This window comes from Ideonella lacteola (assembly GCF_038066555.1).
Lineage (GTDB): Bacteria > Pseudomonadota > Gammaproteobacteria > Burkholderiales > Burkholderiaceae_C > Ideonella > Ideonella lacteola.
Genome location: NZ_JBBUTG010000002.1, coordinates 380,768 through 394,848, shown reverse-complemented (window position 1 = coordinate 394,848; position 14,081 = coordinate 380,768). Strand labels below are relative to the sequence as shown.

15 protein-coding genes are annotated in these 14,081 nt (G+C 67.3%); 7 read left to right on the top strand and 8 right to left on the bottom strand.

Going from position 1 to position 14,081, the window contains the following annotated elements; genetic code table 11:
• The first annotated feature begins 204 nt into the window (after positions 1-204).
• The gene (gene gcvA / locus AACH06_RS05305) at positions 205-1,200 is read left to right on the top strand and encodes a transcriptional regulator GcvA (protein WP_341424583.1); all 996 of its coding nucleotides are present in this window, start codon (positions 205-207) and stop codon (positions 1,198-1,200) included.
• Positions 1,201-1,480: 280 nt separating this feature from the next.
• Here the strand turns inward: gcvA and AACH06_RS05300 are convergent, their stop codons facing one another.
• The 3 genes from AACH06_RS05300 to AACH06_RS05290 all read right to left on the bottom strand — a co-directional run bounded on the left by AACH06_RS05300 (position 1,481) and on the right by AACH06_RS05290 (position 3,459).
• A complete protein-coding gene (locus tag AACH06_RS05300) occupies positions 1,481-2,341 on the bottom strand; it encodes a DUF5694 domain-containing protein (RefSeq protein ID WP_341424582.1) in 861 nt (286 codons plus the stop codon).
• A 64-nt stretch (positions 2,342-2,405) separates the two neighbouring features.
• On the bottom strand, positions 2,406-2,759 hold the full coding sequence (locus AACH06_RS05295; protein WP_341424581.1) for a YfeK family protein: 354 nt from the start codon (positions 2,757-2,759) through the stop codon (positions 2,406-2,408).
• A gap of 64 nt (positions 2,760-2,823) precedes the next feature.
• Complete coding sequence (locus AACH06_RS05290; RefSeq protein WP_341424580.1) at positions 2,824-3,459, bottom strand: glutathione S-transferase family protein; 636 nt, start codon at positions 3,457-3,459, stop codon at positions 2,824-2,826.
• A gap of 329 nt (positions 3,460-3,788) precedes the next feature.
• Between AACH06_RS05290 and AACH06_RS05285 the strand changes: the two genes are divergently transcribed.
• Positions 3,789-4,811 carry a right-handed parallel beta-helix repeat-containing protein gene (locus AACH06_RS05285; protein ID WP_341424579.1) on the top strand — a complete coding sequence of 341 codons (1,023 nt, stop codon included), beginning with the start codon at positions 3,789-3,791 and terminating at the stop codon, positions 4,809-4,811.
• Positions 4,812-4,890: 79 nt separating this feature from the next.
• On the opposite strand, the gene AACH06_RS05280 is transcribed toward AACH06_RS05285, so the two are convergent.
• Positions 4,891-5,433 (bottom strand): PadR family transcriptional regulator, encoded by a 543-nt coding sequence (locus AACH06_RS05280; protein WP_341424578.1) that lies wholly within the window; start codon positions 5,431-5,433, stop codon positions 4,891-4,893.
• Between the two features lie 106 nt (positions 5,434-5,539).
• Here AACH06_RS05280 and AACH06_RS05275 point away from each other — a divergent pair, with 106 nt between their 5' ends.
• Both AACH06_RS05275 and AACH06_RS05270 read left to right on the top strand, forming a co-directional pair.
• Complete coding sequence (locus AACH06_RS05275; RefSeq protein WP_341424577.1) at positions 5,540-7,561, top strand: FAD-dependent oxidoreductase; 2,022 nt, start codon at positions 5,540-5,542, stop codon at positions 7,559-7,561.
• A gap of 22 nt (positions 7,562-7,583) precedes the next feature.
• A complete protein-coding gene (locus AACH06_RS05270; RefSeq protein ID WP_341424576.1) occupies positions 7,584-8,024 on the top strand; it encodes a nuclear transport factor 2 family protein in 441 nt (146 codons plus the stop codon).
• 43 nt (positions 8,025-8,067) lie between these two features.
• Here AACH06_RS05270 and AACH06_RS05265 read toward each other — a convergent pair whose 3' ends face one another.
• The 3 genes from AACH06_RS05265 to AACH06_RS05255 are packed head-to-tail and all read right to left on the bottom strand — an operon-like array spanning position 8,068 to position 10,888.
• On the bottom strand, positions 8,068-8,718 hold the full coding sequence (locus tag AACH06_RS05265; protein WP_341424575.1) for a hypothetical protein: 651 nt from the start codon (positions 8,716-8,718) through the stop codon (positions 8,068-8,070).
• An 11-nt stretch (positions 8,719-8,729) separates the two neighbouring features.
• Positions 8,730-9,623: a prohibitin family protein gene (locus AACH06_RS05260; protein ID WP_341424574.1), complete on the bottom strand. Its 894-nt coding sequence runs from the start codon at positions 9,621-9,623 to the stop codon at positions 8,730-8,732.
• Positions 9,624-9,673: 50 nt separating this feature from the next.
• Positions 9,674-10,888 carry a 6-phosphofructokinase gene (locus AACH06_RS05255; protein ID WP_341424691.1) on the bottom strand — a complete coding sequence of 405 codons (1,215 nt, stop codon included), beginning with the start codon at positions 10,886-10,888 and terminating at the stop codon, positions 9,674-9,676.
• An 88-nt stretch (positions 10,889-10,976) separates the two neighbouring features.
• Between AACH06_RS05255 and AACH06_RS05250 the strand changes: the two genes are divergently transcribed.
• Complete coding sequence (locus AACH06_RS05250; RefSeq protein ID WP_341424573.1) at positions 10,977-11,330, top strand: DUF1304 domain-containing protein; 354 nt, start codon at positions 10,977-10,979, stop codon at positions 11,328-11,330.
• Positions 11,331-11,339: 9 nt separating this feature from the next.
• On the opposite strand, the gene AACH06_RS05245 is transcribed toward AACH06_RS05250, so the two are convergent.
• The gene (locus AACH06_RS05245; protein ID WP_341424572.1) at positions 11,340-12,230 is read right to left on the bottom strand and encodes an EamA family transporter; all 891 of its coding nucleotides are present in this window, start codon (positions 12,228-12,230) and stop codon (positions 11,340-11,342) included.
• Between the two features lie 347 nt (positions 12,231-12,577).
• Between AACH06_RS05245 and AACH06_RS05240 the strand changes: the two genes are divergently transcribed.
• Positions 12,578-12,931 (top strand): hypothetical protein, encoded by a 354-nt coding sequence (locus tag AACH06_RS05240; protein ID WP_341424571.1) that lies wholly within the window; start codon positions 12,578-12,580, stop codon positions 12,929-12,931.
• Positions 12,932-12,962: 31 nt separating this feature from the next.
• Entirely contained in the window at positions 12,963-14,000 is a 1,038-nt protein-coding gene (locus AACH06_RS05235; protein ID WP_341424570.1) for an asparaginase, read from the top strand.
• The last annotated feature ends 81 nt before the right edge of the window (positions 14,001-14,081 follow it).

Here is a 14,081-nt window from a genome sequence, read left to right as displayed (position 1 = left end):
CGATGGGTTCAACATGGCAGGGCTCCGGTTCGAAGCGTCGGTGGGTGGTCCGGCTTGGCATGCGGTTGGCGCATGAGGCAGCGGCCAGCGAAGTGCGCTTGCTTTCAAGTGCGCTTGCTTTTGTCAGGCGCCGGGCGGAATATTCGCTGCCCGGGCGGTGCGCTGACAAACGATGGTTGCGCATGCCTTGCATTCCCTGCACGCATGCGAAACCGACCTGCCGATCGACTTCCCCCGCTGGACTTGCTGGCCTCGTTCGAGGCTGCGGCCCGCCATCTCAGCTTCACGCGCGCCGCGACCGAACGGTTTGTCACCCAATCGGCGATGAGTCGCCAAATCCGCGCGCTCGAAGAGGATCTGGGGGTGGCGCTCTTCACCCGCCATCACCGGTCGCTCGTGCTCACCCCAGATGGCCAGCGCCTGCTGCAGGCTTGCACCACAGCACTTGGAACGCTGCGCGGCGCGGTGCGCGAGATCAGCGAGCCGCGCCGCCGAGAGGTGCTCTCGTTGACGACCACACCGGGCTTCGCAGCACTCTGGCTCATCCCTCGCCTGACTGGCTTCACCCGCGCCCACCCCGGCATCGATGTGCGCCTGGACGCCACGCTCGACAACCGGCGGCTGGCCGCAGAGGGCTTCGATGTCGCGATCCGTTATGCCAAAGTCCACCCCGCCAGCGGCGTGGCCCTGTTCAGCGAATCGATGCTGCCGGTATGCAGCCCACGGTTGCTGAGCGAACTCGACGTGCCCCTGCGCCAGCCCAGCGATCTGGCCCGCCACACGCTGCTGCACATGGCGATGACGGATGACCACAGCGGGCTGCCGATCGAGTGGGAGGCCTGGTTCTCCAGCTGGGGCCTGGCCGACCTGCAGCCCGCCGCGCGGCTGAGCTTCACCAGCTACGCCGAAGCCATCACGGCGGCAGTCGCCGGCCAGGGCGTGGCACTGGGTCGCCGGCCGTTGGTCGACGGCCTGCTGGAGTCGGGCCAGCTGGTGGCGCCCTTCGAAGGCCAATTGGCCTCACCTCGCGCCTACCAACTCATCATCGAACCCACCGCGCGCCACCGGCCCGCCGTGCGAGCGCTGGAGCAGTGGCTGCTTGACGAGGCCAGGCGGTCCCGTGCGGCCGATTTCCTGGCCGAATCCCGGCCCGAGTCTTTGCCTGTCGAAGCCGCGCCAACCGCCGCCTCGACAGGCTGAGGCTTACGGCGTATTCACACGACGCAGCCCCGTGCGAACGGGTTGTCCAGGGATGCAGGGCAAGGCGCCCGACGCCACCCAGGCTGGTGCCTGGGCAAGTTGGGCAACGCCGCCATGCACCCTGGACGGCCCGTTCCCGAAGGGTTGCCACCAGAACCAGCCGCCCGCGGCGTTGCAAAGCCTCGCCGGGGCTGCACCCCGGCTTCGTTTTACGCCTTGCGCTCGACCGGTTCTGGTGGCAACGCATCGGGGCTCCGTGGTGTGAACACGCCCTAACGCCCTAACGGGGTAGGTAGTCGTTGGCCTCGACCAGTTGCCAGCCTGGCATCGCCTGAACGCAGTGGCGCAGCAGGTAGCTGTGCCCGGATCCATAGACCACCACCCACCGATCTCCCGGCCGCGCCAGCTGAACCAGCCGCGCACAGATGCCCAGGTTGCGGGCGTACCAGCTGCCCACCAGCGACGCGCCGGGCTGCTGGGCGGCCTGGCCATACGGCAACACGCCCATGTACCAGTGGTGGTCTTGCCGTATCGCCTCGGGCTCATTGATCCGGCGCAGCAGCTGCCCGATGGTCGAGGTGGCCTGCGAGGCCTCGAACTCGCGCAGCCGGGCCGTCAGCTCGTCCAGCATCTTTTGCAGGGCCGCCCCCTGCCCCTGAGCGGTGGCATAGGCCTGCAGCGCCTCGAACGGGAAGTCGCCGTCCACGTCCACGCCGAACACTTGCGTATGGCCCAGCTGCCGCGCCAGCCGGAAGCCGATCTGGTCGATTTCATTGCGCTGATCGCGGCGCTCGCCGGCCATGAAAGCGGCGTACGTCGGCACGGCCCGACCCGGTCGGTCGTCTGCCGCCACCTCGACCGCCACGCGGTTGGGCTGGAAGCGCGCCAGGCCATCGGCCACCGCACGCAACTCGGCCTGGCGCGCGGGCAGCAACACGTCATCGGCCTTCACGTTCGCCACGTCCAGACCCGGGTTGCCGAAATGGTAGGTGCCCAGCACCATCACCTGCACCGGCTGTGCCGGCGCACCATCGGCCCAGGCCATGGCGGCCACGCACAGCCCCGAGGCCAACGCCATGAGCTGCCGCCCGATCCGCCACGCCGTGCGGCCCCCCTGCTGCATCACCGATCCACCCTTCATCGCCCCTCCTCGGCGCCACCGTGGCGCCACGCTGGGCAATCTAGGCGCGGTATTCGCCGCTGTCTCAGCGATGCGATGAACCGTCGGATGCCGTGGATGAGCGGATCGATTGCAGCTGGGCGCCCAGCCAGGTGGCACTCGGCACCGGCGCCGCCTGCCCACACCGAACCTGGTAGGCCTGGCCACTCATGCTGCTGCGGGTCGCGGCCAGCTCGATGAACTGTTCCGTCTTGGCCACGGTGGTGCTGCCTTCGATCGCTTCGAGCTTTTTCAGCAAGTGCGCCTTGGCCTCGGAGGCGCTGTGCCAATCGCCGTTGCGCAAGAACTGGCAGCCCGAACTCTCGAGCCGCCCCATCAACGCGTTGATCTCGGCGCGCACCGGTGGCGGCGTCGCACCGGCCCAGGCATTCGGTGCCATCACGGCACACCCCCAAGCACCCACCAGGGCCAGCGCCACTCGCCGGCCCGACTTCATTCCACCATCACGCATGCTTCAGAACCAATCCCTCTCCGTGGGGTGCAGCCTGAAAGGCGGGCATCTGCTCGGCCCGGGCTGACCAGGCCTGCAGCGCCGGAAACGCCTCGGCCTGCACCACGTCCGGCAGCATACGCTGGATGAAGTGCCAAGCCACGGCGGTGGTCACGCCGGCCTGGTCGACACGCGCGGGGGGCGCTGCGAAGGGATGACGCCCCACCGCATCATCCAACCTCTGGCAAGCGGCATGCAGCTGACCCGCCACGCGGTCCAGCCAGGGCTGATGCTGCCGGTCGGCCGGCCGTTGACGCTCGTAGATGATCTGCACCGCCTTTTCGCAGGCGGCCAGCGCCAGCCCGATGCGGTGCAGGGCATGCTGCCGTTCTGGCAACGAGGGGGGCATCAAGCGGCGCTCGGGCGCGGCCAGGGCTTCGGCGTAGTCGAGGATCAGCGATGAGTCCATCAGGATTTCGCCGTCGTCACACACCAGGGTGGGGGCCTTCACCACCGGGTTGATCTCGGCAAAGTGCTTGAAGGTGCGAAACACCGACAGGTTGTGGTGCTCGAACCTCAGCTCCATCAAGTTGAGCGATACGGCCACACGGCGAACATAGGGTGAATCCAACATGCCGATGAGTTGCATGACTGCTCCTGGTGGATGAATGAAGGCAGCATCCGGACGGGCCGCCCGGGAATCAGCCGCCCCTTTGCCACCGGCCCATCTTTGTACGTGGTGCCGATGCTGTCCAGTGCCCAACCCTGATACCAAAGTGTGCTCGGGGGTTCACCCATCGGCACGGAAACATGTGCTTGCCATTCTTGGTAGAAGTGCCGGGGTGTTTGGGTAGTTTGGCGAATGGCCGGCCGCAGGTGCCGCATCGAAGATCGCGCCTGCACAGCCGCCGCCGGCCACCACACGATGCCAGCCGGTACCACCTGCGAAATACCCATCCCAGCAGACGAGGAGACCCTATGACGAAGAACGTCCACCCACATGCCTGGCTCACCGTCACGGCCGCCGCGACGATGCTGATGGCCTCGGCGGCCGCGCATGCCACCAAGTACGAGGTGAGCGATGCGAATGGCCTGCTGTCCGCCCTCGGCAAGGTCGTGCCCGGCGATGTGATCGTGCTGGCCCCAGGCACCTACCGCGGCAGCTTCGTGGCCACGCGCAGCGGGGCGAAGGGCAATCCGATCACGCTGAAGGGGCCATCGAGCGCCGTGCTCACCAACAGCGGCTACGGCTTCAGCTTGAAGGCCAACTACTGGAAGCTCACGGGCTTCACCGTCGACGGCGCGTCCAAAGGCATCGTGCTCGACAACGCGCGCAACAACCTGCTGGACAAGCTGACGGTGAAGAACGTCGGCGGCGAAGGCATCCATTTCCGCACCTTCAGCAGTGACAACGTGCTGCGCAACAGCACCGTCCGCGACACCGGCAAGGACACTCCGGGCTACGGCGAAGGTGTCTATGCGGGCTCGGCCGTGTCCAACTGGGACGTCTACACCGACGGCAAACCCGACACCAGCGACCGCAACTGCATCGCCAACAACCACATTGGCCCGGGCGTGACGGCTGAAGGCATCGATCTGAAGGAAGGCACCACCGGCGGCATCGTCGTCGGCAACACCTATGACGCCACCGGCATCTCGGGCGAGAACTATGGCGACAGCTTCATCGACGCCAAGGGCAACGGCTATCACATCTACGGCAACCAAGTCAGCAACCCCGGCCGCACCAAGGTGCTGAAGGACGGATTCCAGACCCACGTGGCCTACACCGGCTACGGCAAGGACAATATCTTCCAGGCCAACACCGTCGACCTGCAGTCCACCGGCTACGGCTTCTACATCACGACCTCCGGCACCGGCAACAAGGTCTGCTCGGACAACAGCGTGAGCCACGCCGATTCAGGCGTGGCGAACATCTCGACGGTCAGCTGCTCGAACCCGAAGCCGATCTGCCCGAAGGTGTTGAACTTGCCGTTGCGTTGACAACTCTCGCCGTTGATCTTGCTTCGGCGAGATCGCGCCATCGCAACGGCCCCGGGCGCTCCCCTGGGCCGTTGCTCTCTCAGCGCGGCGTAGCCGGCCGCGCCAACACCGCGAGTGCGTCGGTGAGGAATTCGATCCAGTTCTCTTCGAACCGGATGCCGGCCTTCAGCACCAGGTGGCGCAGCGCGGTTTCGCGGTCGTCGGTGTCGGCGCTGAAATCGCGGGCCTCGATGCCGCGGTAGAGCGCCAGCTTTTGTTCGTGCGCGGCCAGCCGCTCGCGGATGAGTTTGTCCAGCCCAGTGGGGCCGACCGCGGCCTCGGCCCGGATGCGCACCATCAATTCGTCGCGCATGCCGGCCGGCTCGTGCTGCTGAACGATCCAGCGCTTGAGTTCGCGCCTACCGGCAGCCAGGATGCGGTAGGCGCGCTTGCGGCCGCGTGTCGATTCTTCGGGCAGCGACTCAATGAACCCCGCCTCTTCAAGCCTCGCCAGTTCGCGGTAGATCTGCTGGTGCGTGGCCTGCCAGAAGTAGCCGATCGACTTGTCGAATCGCCCCGCCAGTTCAGAGCCAGAACCAGGGCGCTCGGCCAATGCGGTGAGCAATGCGTGCGGAAGAGACATCGGTGAAGGTTAGCGCGGTGAGCCACAGGGTTTGCCCCAGTCTGCCGTTTATGCAACTGGTTGCATAGTCGGGAGAACGTTTATGCAACCAGTTGCATTGAGGACCATGACGCCCTACCCCCACCTGTTCCGCCCGCTCGACCTCGGCTTCACCACGCTGCGCAACCGCGTCCTGATGGGCTCGATGCACGTCGGCCTCGAGGAGGCGCCCCACGGTTTCCAACGCATGGCCGCCTTCTATGCCGAGCGCGCTCGCGGCGAAGTGGGTCTGATCGTCACCGGCGGCATCGCACCGAACGAGCGTGGCCGTCCGATGCATGGCGGCGCGATGCTGACGAACGAAGACGAGGCGAATCGCCACCTGCCGATCACCGCGGCGGTGCACGCCGAGGGCGGCAAGATCGCCATGCAGATCCTGCATTTCGGGCGCTATTCGTACCAGCCCAGCCTGGTGGCACCGAGCGCTCTGCAGGCGCCGATCAACCCCTTTGTGCCGCATGAGCTGAGCACTGACGAGGTCGAAGACACCATTGACGACTTCGTCCGCTGTGCCGCGCTGGCGCAGCACGCCGGCTACGACGGCGTGGAGATCATGGGCTCCGAGGGCTATCTGATCAATGAGTTCATCGCTGCGCGCACCAACCACCGCAGCGACGAATGGGGGGGCAGCTACGAACAGCGCATTCGCTTCCCGATCGAAATCGTGCGCCGCGTGCGCGAGCGCGTCGGCCCGAACTTCATCCTGATCTATCGCCTGTCGATGCTCGATCTGGTCGAAGGGGGCTCGACGCTCGACGAGGTCATCCAACTGGCCCAGGCCATCGAGCGCGCCGGGGCCACGATCATCAACACCGGCATCGGCTGGCACGAGGCGCGCATCCCGACGATCGCCACCAAGGTGCCGCGAGGCGCCTTCGCCTGGGTCACCCAGAAGCTCAAGGGCCAGGTCGGCATCCCGCTGGTCGCCACCAACCGCATCAACACGCCCGAGCTGGCCGAGAAGCTGCTCGCAGAAGGCCAATGCGACATGGTGTCGATGGCGCGCCCCTTCCTGGCCGATGCCGAGTTCGTGCGCAAGGCGCGGGAGGGACGAGCCGACGAAATCAACACCTGCATCGGCTGCAACCAGGCCTGCCTCGATCACACGTTCGCCGGGAAGATCACCTCGTGCCTGGTGAACCCCCGCGCCTGCCACGAAACCGAGCTGGTCATCCGCCCCGCCGAACAACCCAAGCGGGTTGCCGTGGTCGGCGCCGGCCCCGCGGGCCTGAGCTGCGCGGTGACGGCCGCCGAACGCGGCCACGCGGTGACGCTGATCGAGGCTGGCTCCGAGATCGGCGGGCAGTTCAACATCGCCAAGCGCATCCCGGGCAAAGAAGAGTTCTACGAAACGCTGCGCTACTTCCAGCGCCAGATCGAGCTGAAGGGGGTGACGCTGCGCCTGAACACCCGAGCCACGGCCGAGTCACTGGCGGCCGAAGGTTTCGATGAGATCGTGATCGCCACCGGCATCGTGCCCCGCCAACCGGCCATCGAAGGCGTGAACCATCCGAAGGCTTTGAGCTACCTCGATGTGCTGCGCGATGGCCGTGACGTGGGGCAGCATGTCGCGATCGTGGGCGCGGGTGGCATCGGCTTCGATGTGGCCGAGTACCTGACGCACACCGGCGACAGCGCCAGCCAGAATCCGGCGAAGTTCTTTGCCGAGTGGGGCGTGGACACCAGCTACGCCACGGCAGGGGGGCTGCGCAAGCCGCAACCCGAGCGGCCCCCACGCCAGGTGCACCTGCTGCAGCGCAAAGCCTCCAAGGTGGGCGATCAGCTGGGCAAGACCACCGGATGGATCCACCGCACGGGGTTGAAAGCCCGCGGCGTGGGCATGACCTCGTCGGTGAGCTACCAGCGCATCGACGACGCCGGCCTGCACATCAGCGTGCACGGCGTGGAAAAGACACTGCCGGTAGACCACGTGGTGATCTGCGCCGGACAAGAGCCTTTGCGTGAGCTGCACGACCAGTTGCAGGCAGCCGGCCAACGGGTGCACCTGATCGGCGGCGCCCACGAGGCCGCCGAGCTGGATGCGAAGCGCGCCATCGCACAAGGCACCCGCTTGGCGGCGAGCCTGTGACCCCCGCGACAAGGAGCACCCGATGATGCCTGCCCCCACCCATCTTCACCCGGCCGTCGCCCGGTCACTCGAACAGTGGCACGCGCTGGTCGAGCGGCGCGATCTGGATGCGCTGGAACACATCGTCCACCCGCAGGCCGTCTTCCGGTCGCCGATGGCCTACAACCCGTACGGACCGGCGCCGGCCCTGTTGCTGGCGCTGCGCACGGTGATCACAATCTTCGAAGACTTCACGTACCACCGCCAGTTCGGCAGCGACGATGGATTGAACGTGGTACTCGAATTCAGCGCGGTGGTCGACGGCAAGCAGCTCAAGGGCATCGACATGATCCGCTTCGACGATGACGGCCGCATCGTCGAGTTCGAGGTCATGATCCGCCCGCTGAATGCACTGCAGGCACTGGGCGCGGCCATGGGTGCGCGGCTGGGCCAGGTGATGCCCGGCTTCAAGCACAAGGCTTGAGGCCAAATGTCTTACTCCCGGGGGCCAGCGGCCCACGGGGCACCTAACCCGCGCGTTCGCTGCGCAGCGGCGAGGCCGGCGCGTCGCAACCACGCGATTCGCCGAGCCCCTTCAGGTACGCACGCCGGACGGTGCCGGCAGCGATGGCGGCCGCCACCTCCTTCGAGTAGCGCTCGGCACCGCTGAGCTTGCGCACCCAGCTGCGAAACGGCACCAAGCCTTCCGCGGCGCTCTTGATCGCGCCGACCGCCGCATTGCCCACCTCTTTGGAGCCACGCTCCACGAGGCCCGGATTGTTGGGGGATGGCGGCGTGTCGAGATCGGCGCCGAGCACTTCGTCGAGGGCACGTACGTTGGCGGCCAGCGCGTCGCAGCCCGCCTCAGCCGGCGCGGCATAGGGCGCTTTCAGCGCGCTGCGCAGCACCGGCGGGATCGGCGCATTCACCAGATTCAGGTCAGACAGCGGCGAGGTGACCGCCTTGGCCACCGCATCGGCGCCCGCCGATGCGGAAGAGGCAGCGGCACGAGGCGCTTCGGCACTGGCCGGCTCACTGCCCGACGTGGTGGCCGTGGCGTGCGATGCCGGCGCAGCGGTGCCGCTGCCGCCCCCATTCGAAGCGCACGCGCCCAGCATCAGCGACGCCGCACACCCCACCAGCCCGGCGGCCACACGAAAGACATTGGATTTCGACACAGACACCGCCTTCACTTGCTGACATTGAGGAAAGGCACCGGCGCGCCAGCGTAAATGGCCTGCGGCAACGCACCATTCCACTTCTCGGCCTTGACCTTCTCGACCTCGATGCGCCGCAGTTCCAGCACATCCTTGTTCTGGGCGAGTGCCGCGTTCTGCACGCGCAGCGCTTCGGCCTGGGCCTTGGCGATGGCGAGGCTGGCATAGGCCTCACCGTCGGCCTCGGCCTTGCGCGCATTCGCCTCGGCTTCGGCCACGGCCACTTTCTGCTTCTGTTCGGCCTCGACGGTGCGCAACTTGTTCTCGGCCGCCAGGCGAAGCTGCTCTTGCGTCACCTTGTCGTTGATGGCGTGCATGTACGACTCGGAGAACGCGAAGTTGCGCATGTCGATGTTGATGACCTGCGCCCCGTAGAGCGACAGCTTCTCGCGCAGCGCCGCATTGATGTCGGCTGATACCTTGGCGCGTTGGGCGATCAGGTCAGGCGCGGTGTACTTGGCCGTCACCGCCTTGAAGATTTCCTGCGTCGCGGTCTGCACATAGGACGACAGGTCACCATCGTGCGAATACTTCTCGAACACCTCGGCCACCCGATCGGTGGCGATGCTGTAGCGCACCGTCATGCTCACCTTCACCGGCTGCGTGTCGCTGGTGCTGCCCTCGGCGTTCTCGATGTCGGCCTTCTCGGCACGGATGCTGAAGTTGTGCAGCTTCTGCCAGGGCGGCAACACCGCCAGGCCCTCACCTTCGATTCCGACGATGCGGCCGAACTGCGTGACCACACCGCGGCTGCCCGTGGGCACTGAGTAGAACGGCCACAGCAACACCAGCACCACCGCCGCCCCCAGAAAGAGCAGCCCCCTGCCCAGCCAGCGCACCCGCCGGTCTGCATCCGTGAATTCCATCTGTCCCTCCTCGTGTGTTGATGTATGTTCTGGGGCGCTTCACGGCCCCGTCAAGGATTGAGCCGCTTGTCCACCACATGCCGCCGCAACCGGAAGGCGTCGGGCATGCCCGACCCCAGCAGTGGCCGCAGATAGAGCCTGAACGCGTCGGTCACGTCGGTGCCGGCTTCGTTGATGAAGGCATCGTCCATCACCCGCGTCTTGCCCGCCACCGCTTCGAGCGGCTGCAGCTCGTAGTCCACCGAATAGAAGCCGGTCCGCTTGATCGCCACCGAGCCGTCGCGGTCACCCCACATCGCGTATTGAACGGCCTTTTCACCGACCTCACGTGCTTCGCGTTGGTCGACATCCGACACGCAGCCGATGAACGAGCGCTGCAGGTAGCCGAAGGTGTCGCCGCGCACCCGCTTGATGCCCAGACGGCTCTTGATCTGGTCGCACAGCAAGTCGGCCAGCGCCCCGGTGCCGGAAAGCTGCACGTTGCCGTGGTCGTCGCGCTCGACGTTCTTCGCCAGTTGCTCGGCGATCGACTTGCCGCTGGCGTCGTGGATGCCCTCGGACACCGCAATCACGCAGCGGCCATGCCGGTCATAGGCGGCCCGCACGTCGGCCAGGAACTTCTCCAGCTCGAACACCCGCTCGGGCAGGTAGATCAGGTGCGGCCCGTCATCCGGGAACTTCTTGCCCAGCGCCGATGCGGCGGTGAGAAAGCCGGCATGGCGGCCCATCACCACACCGACGTACACCCCTGGCAGCGCTGCGTTGTCGAGATTGGCCCCCGCAAAGGCCTGCGCCACGAAGCGCGCAGCGCTCGGGAAGCCCGGCGTGTGGTCGTTGCCCACCAGATCGTTGTCGATCGTCTTCGGGATGTGGATGCTGCGAAGCGGATAGCCCGCGGCGCGCGCCTGCTCGCTGACGATGCGCACGGTGTCCGACGAGTCGTTGCCGCCGATGTAGAAGAAGTGGCCGATCTCGTGGGCCTGAAGCACCTGGAAGATCTTCTGGCAATAGGCCAGATCGGGCTTGTCTCGTGTCGACCCCAGGGCGGAAGACGGCGTGCCGGCCACGAGTTCCAGGTTGTGGCTGGTTTCCTGGGTGAGGTCGTAAAAGTCTTCGTTGATGATGCCGCGCACGCCATGGCGCGCGCCGTAGATCCGCTCGATGCCGGGATGGCGCCGGGCTTCGAGCACCACGCCAACCAGCGACTGGTTGATCACTGCGGTGGGCCCGCCGCCCTGGGCGACGAGGACTTTGCCGTTGTTCAGCATCTGCAGATCTCCTGAGGTCCGAAAACAAAGGTGGCGAGGCATTGTGCGGCATCATCCGCGTACCACCAATCCGAGGAGAGCCCTGATGATCGCGAACGTGCTGGTGGGCCTGCTGGCCCTGCTCCACGTCTACATTCTGGTGTTGGAGATGTTCATGTGGGACACCCCCCGTGGACGCAAGGCCTTTGGCCTGACACCCGAGTTCTCTGCCGCCACCAAGGTGCTGGCGGCCAACCAGGGCCTGTACAACGGGTTTCTCGCCGCGGGCCTGTTCTGGGGCTTGTCGCTGGGTGCCGCCGGCGGGCCGGTGAAGGTGTTCTTCGCGCTGTGCGTGCTGGTCGCCGGTGTGTATGGCGCGGCCACCGCATCGCGCAAGATCCTGTTCGTGCAAGCCGTTCCGGCCACCGTGACCCTGGCCGCCATCTGGGCGGGCCTGTAAGAGGCTGAGTCAGCCGGCGGCCAGCGCGATGACGCCGGCCGCCATCAGACCGGCGCCGGCCAGACGCCAACCACGGTCGGCCTCGCCCAACAGCCGGCCGCCGATCAGGGCAGCAAACAGCATCGACACCTCCCGAGCCGGCGCCACATGCGACAAGGGCGCGTGCTGGGCCGCGTAGAGCACCAGCACATAGGCCAGCGGGCTGATCGTGGCCATCACCAGGGCGTAGGGCCACTGCGAGCGCCAGGCCTCGCGGAAGCCCGCACGGTCCCTCCAGTACGAGGGCAACATGAACGGGATGCGCGCCAGGTTGCCGAAGTAGTCGACGAGGATGGGCGAGATCAGCACCACCTTGACCGCATAGCCATCGATCAGCGTGTAGCCGGCGATCAGCACGCCGGTCAGCGCACCCCAGCCCAGGCCCGCGCGCACCCGGGCGCGCTGCACCGGGTCCTGCACTTCGTGGGCCTTGTGCCACAACGCCGGTCCGCCGGCAATCAGCCAGATACCGCCGACGATGCCGGCCAGCCCCATCAGGCCGATGGCACTGGGCCACTCGGACAGCAGCAGCATCGCGCCGACCGAGCTCAACAGCGGCCCGGTGCCCCGCGCGACGGGGTAGACCACCGTCAGGTCCGACTCGCGATAGCCCTTGAGCAGCACATTGAAGTAGACGAGGTGGGTGATGCCGCTGGCGATGATCAAGCCCCACTCGAACAGGCCCCAGGCCGGTACCACATCCCAAGCGACCCACACCCCCAACGGGGCCCAGATCACGACGATGAGCAACGCCCCCATCAAGACGAAGTGGTGATTGCCGCCGGCCTTCTTGGCGGCCACGTTCCAGGCCGCGTGCAGCAACGCAGCCACCAGCACCAAGGCCAGAGCAAACCATGACATGTGCGGCCCATTGTGCCGACAGGCGCACAATATCTGCGACCAGGGCGTGTTCACACTACGCAGCCCCGTGCGAACGGGTCGTCCAGGGATGCAGGGCAAGGCGCCCGACGCCGCCCAGGCTGGTGCCTGGGCAAGTTGGGCAACGCCGCCATGCGCCCTGGACAGCCCGTTCCCGAAGGGTTGCCACCAGAACCAGCCGCCCGCGGCGTTGCAAAGCCTCGCCGGGGCCGCACCCCGGCTTCGTCTTGCGCCTTGCGCTCGACCGGTTCTGGTGGCAACGCATTGGGGCTCCGTAGTGTGAACACGCCCTAGCCCATCGACTGCACCTCATCGACAGGAGAAGCCCCATGTCCCCGATCCGCACCGCCCGCCGCCTCACCGTCACTGCGCTCAGCCTGGCCCTGGTGAGCCTGTCCGCGGGCGTCGGCGCCCAGACCGCTCCGGCCCTGCCCGCGGCGCCGGCCGCCCCGGCTGTTCCTTCGCCAGCGGCCATGCCCGCGCCCACAGCGGCCCCTGCCCCGGCCGCCCCGCGCGCCGCGGCCTCCAAGGTGCACCACACGAAGGCCAAGGCCCACGCCAAGGCCAGCAAGGCCGGCCACGCCAGCAAATCGGCCAAGCAGGTGAAGAAGGCCAAGGCCGCGCATCGCAAGGCCCACAAAGCGGTCAAGCACTCGGCCACCCAACCGGGCGCGCAGCGTTGACACCGCGCACCGAGTGTCGCGAGAGGGCGCGATGAACCCGGTGCTCGTGCAGTTGCGGCGCGGCACCGCCGTGGAGTCGTTTCACCGCGGGGCCATTGCCATCGTGGACGCCGACGGCAATGTCCACACCGTGCTGGGCGACATCGACCGGCCGGTCTACCCGCGCTCGGCGGTGAAGGCGCTTCAGGCCCTGCCCTTGGTGGCCAGCGGCGCGGCCGAGCATTTCGGCCTGGACGACGCTGCCCTCGCCCTCGCGTGCGCGTCGCACGGCGGCGAGCCGGGGCATGTGGCCACCGCCGCCGGCGTGCTCGCGAAGGTGGGGTTGGATGCCCGCGTCCTCGAGTGCGGCACCCACTGGCCCTCTCACGAGGCCAGCAGCCGCCTTCTCGCTCGCGAGGCCGCAGAGCCCAATGCCCTGCACAACAACTGCTCCGGCAAGCACTCAGGCTTCGTGTGCCTGGGCTGCCTGATGGCACGTGAGGCCGGCAGCGAGCCCGAGGCCTTCGTGCGCGGCTACGTGAGCGCCACCCACCCGGTGATGCGAGAAGTCACCGCCGCGCTGCAGGCCGCCACAGGTTATGACCTGGCCCACGCGCCGCAGGGCGTGGATGGCTGCTCCATCCCCACTTTCGGCATCCCGCTGCGCCACCTGGCCCATGGGTTCGCGCGCCTGGCCACGGGCCTGGGGTTGTCTCCGGGCCACGCCGAGGCCGCCCGGCGGCTGCGCCGCGCGGTGGCGAAGGAGCCCTTCATGGTGGCCGGCACCGGCCGCTTCGACACACGGGTGATGCAGCATTTCGGCGAGCGGGTGTTCTGCAAGGTCGGTGCCGAAGGTGTCTACTGTGCCGCGCTGCCCGAGCGGGGGCTGGGTGTGGCGATCAAGGTGGATGACGGCAACACCGCACGCGCCGCCGAGGTGGTGATGGCCCGCGTGATCGGGGCCCTGGTGCAGCGCGACGATGCAGATGCCGCCGCGCTGGGGGACCTGGTGCGCGTGCCGCTGAAGAACTGGAACGGCATCGAGGTCGGCCAACTCGAAACCGCGGCCGACCTGCTCATCGCCCACTGAAGCGGCGCCGCCTGCCCTGGCCCAAAGGCCAGGGGGCCGTCATTGGATTTGCGCCGCGCCAACTGGGCCAACTGGGGCTAC

Bases quoted from the DNA above. Each gene is read 5' to 3' on its own strand.
- AACH06_RS05290 (WP_341424580.1), bottom strand. From the start codon at position 3,459: ATGCAACTCATCGGCATGTTGGATTCACCCTATGTTCGCCGTGTGGCC.
- AACH06_RS05260 (WP_341424574.1), bottom strand. From the start codon at position 9,623: ATGGAATTCACGGATGCAGACCGGCGGGTGCGCTGGCTGGGCAGGGGG.
- AACH06_RS05275 (WP_341424577.1), top strand. From the start codon at position 5,540: ATGACGCCCTACCCCCACCTGTTCCGCCCGCTCGACCTCGGCTTCACC.
- AACH06_RS05270 (WP_341424576.1), top strand. From the start codon at position 7,584: ATGATGCCTGCCCCCACCCATCTTCACCCGGCCGTCGCCCGGTCACTC.
- AACH06_RS05295 (WP_341424581.1), bottom strand. From the start codon at position 2,759: ATGGCACCGAATGCCTGGGCCGGTGCGACGCCGCCACCGGTGCGCGCC.
- AACH06_RS05285 (WP_341424579.1), top strand. From the start codon at position 3,789: ATGACGAAGAACGTCCACCCACATGCCTGGCTCACCGTCACGGCCGCC.
- AACH06_RS05280 (WP_341424578.1), bottom strand. From the start codon at position 5,433: ATGTCTCTTCCGCACGCATTGCTCACCGCATTGGCCGAGCGCCCTGGT.
- AACH06_RS05250 (WP_341424573.1), top strand. From the start codon at position 10,977: ATGATCGCGAACGTGCTGGTGGGCCTGCTGGCCCTGCTCCACGTCTAC.
- gcvA (WP_341424583.1), top strand. From the start codon at position 205: ATGCGAAACCGACCTGCCGATCGACTTCCCCCGCTGGACTTGCTGGCC.
- AACH06_RS05300 (WP_341424582.1), bottom strand. From the start codon at position 2,341: ATGAAGGGTGGATCGGTGATGCAGCAGGGGGGCCGCACGGCGTGGCGG.
- AACH06_RS05235 (WP_341424570.1), top strand. From the start codon at position 12,963: ATGAACCCGGTGCTCGTGCAGTTGCGGCGCGGCACCGCCGTGGAGTCG.
- AACH06_RS05245 (WP_341424572.1), bottom strand. From the start codon at position 12,230: ATGTCATGGTTTGCTCTGGCCTTGGTGCTGGTGGCTGCGTTGCTGCAC.
- AACH06_RS05240 (WP_341424571.1), top strand. From the start codon at position 12,578: ATGTCCCCGATCCGCACCGCCCGCCGCCTCACCGTCACTGCGCTCAGC.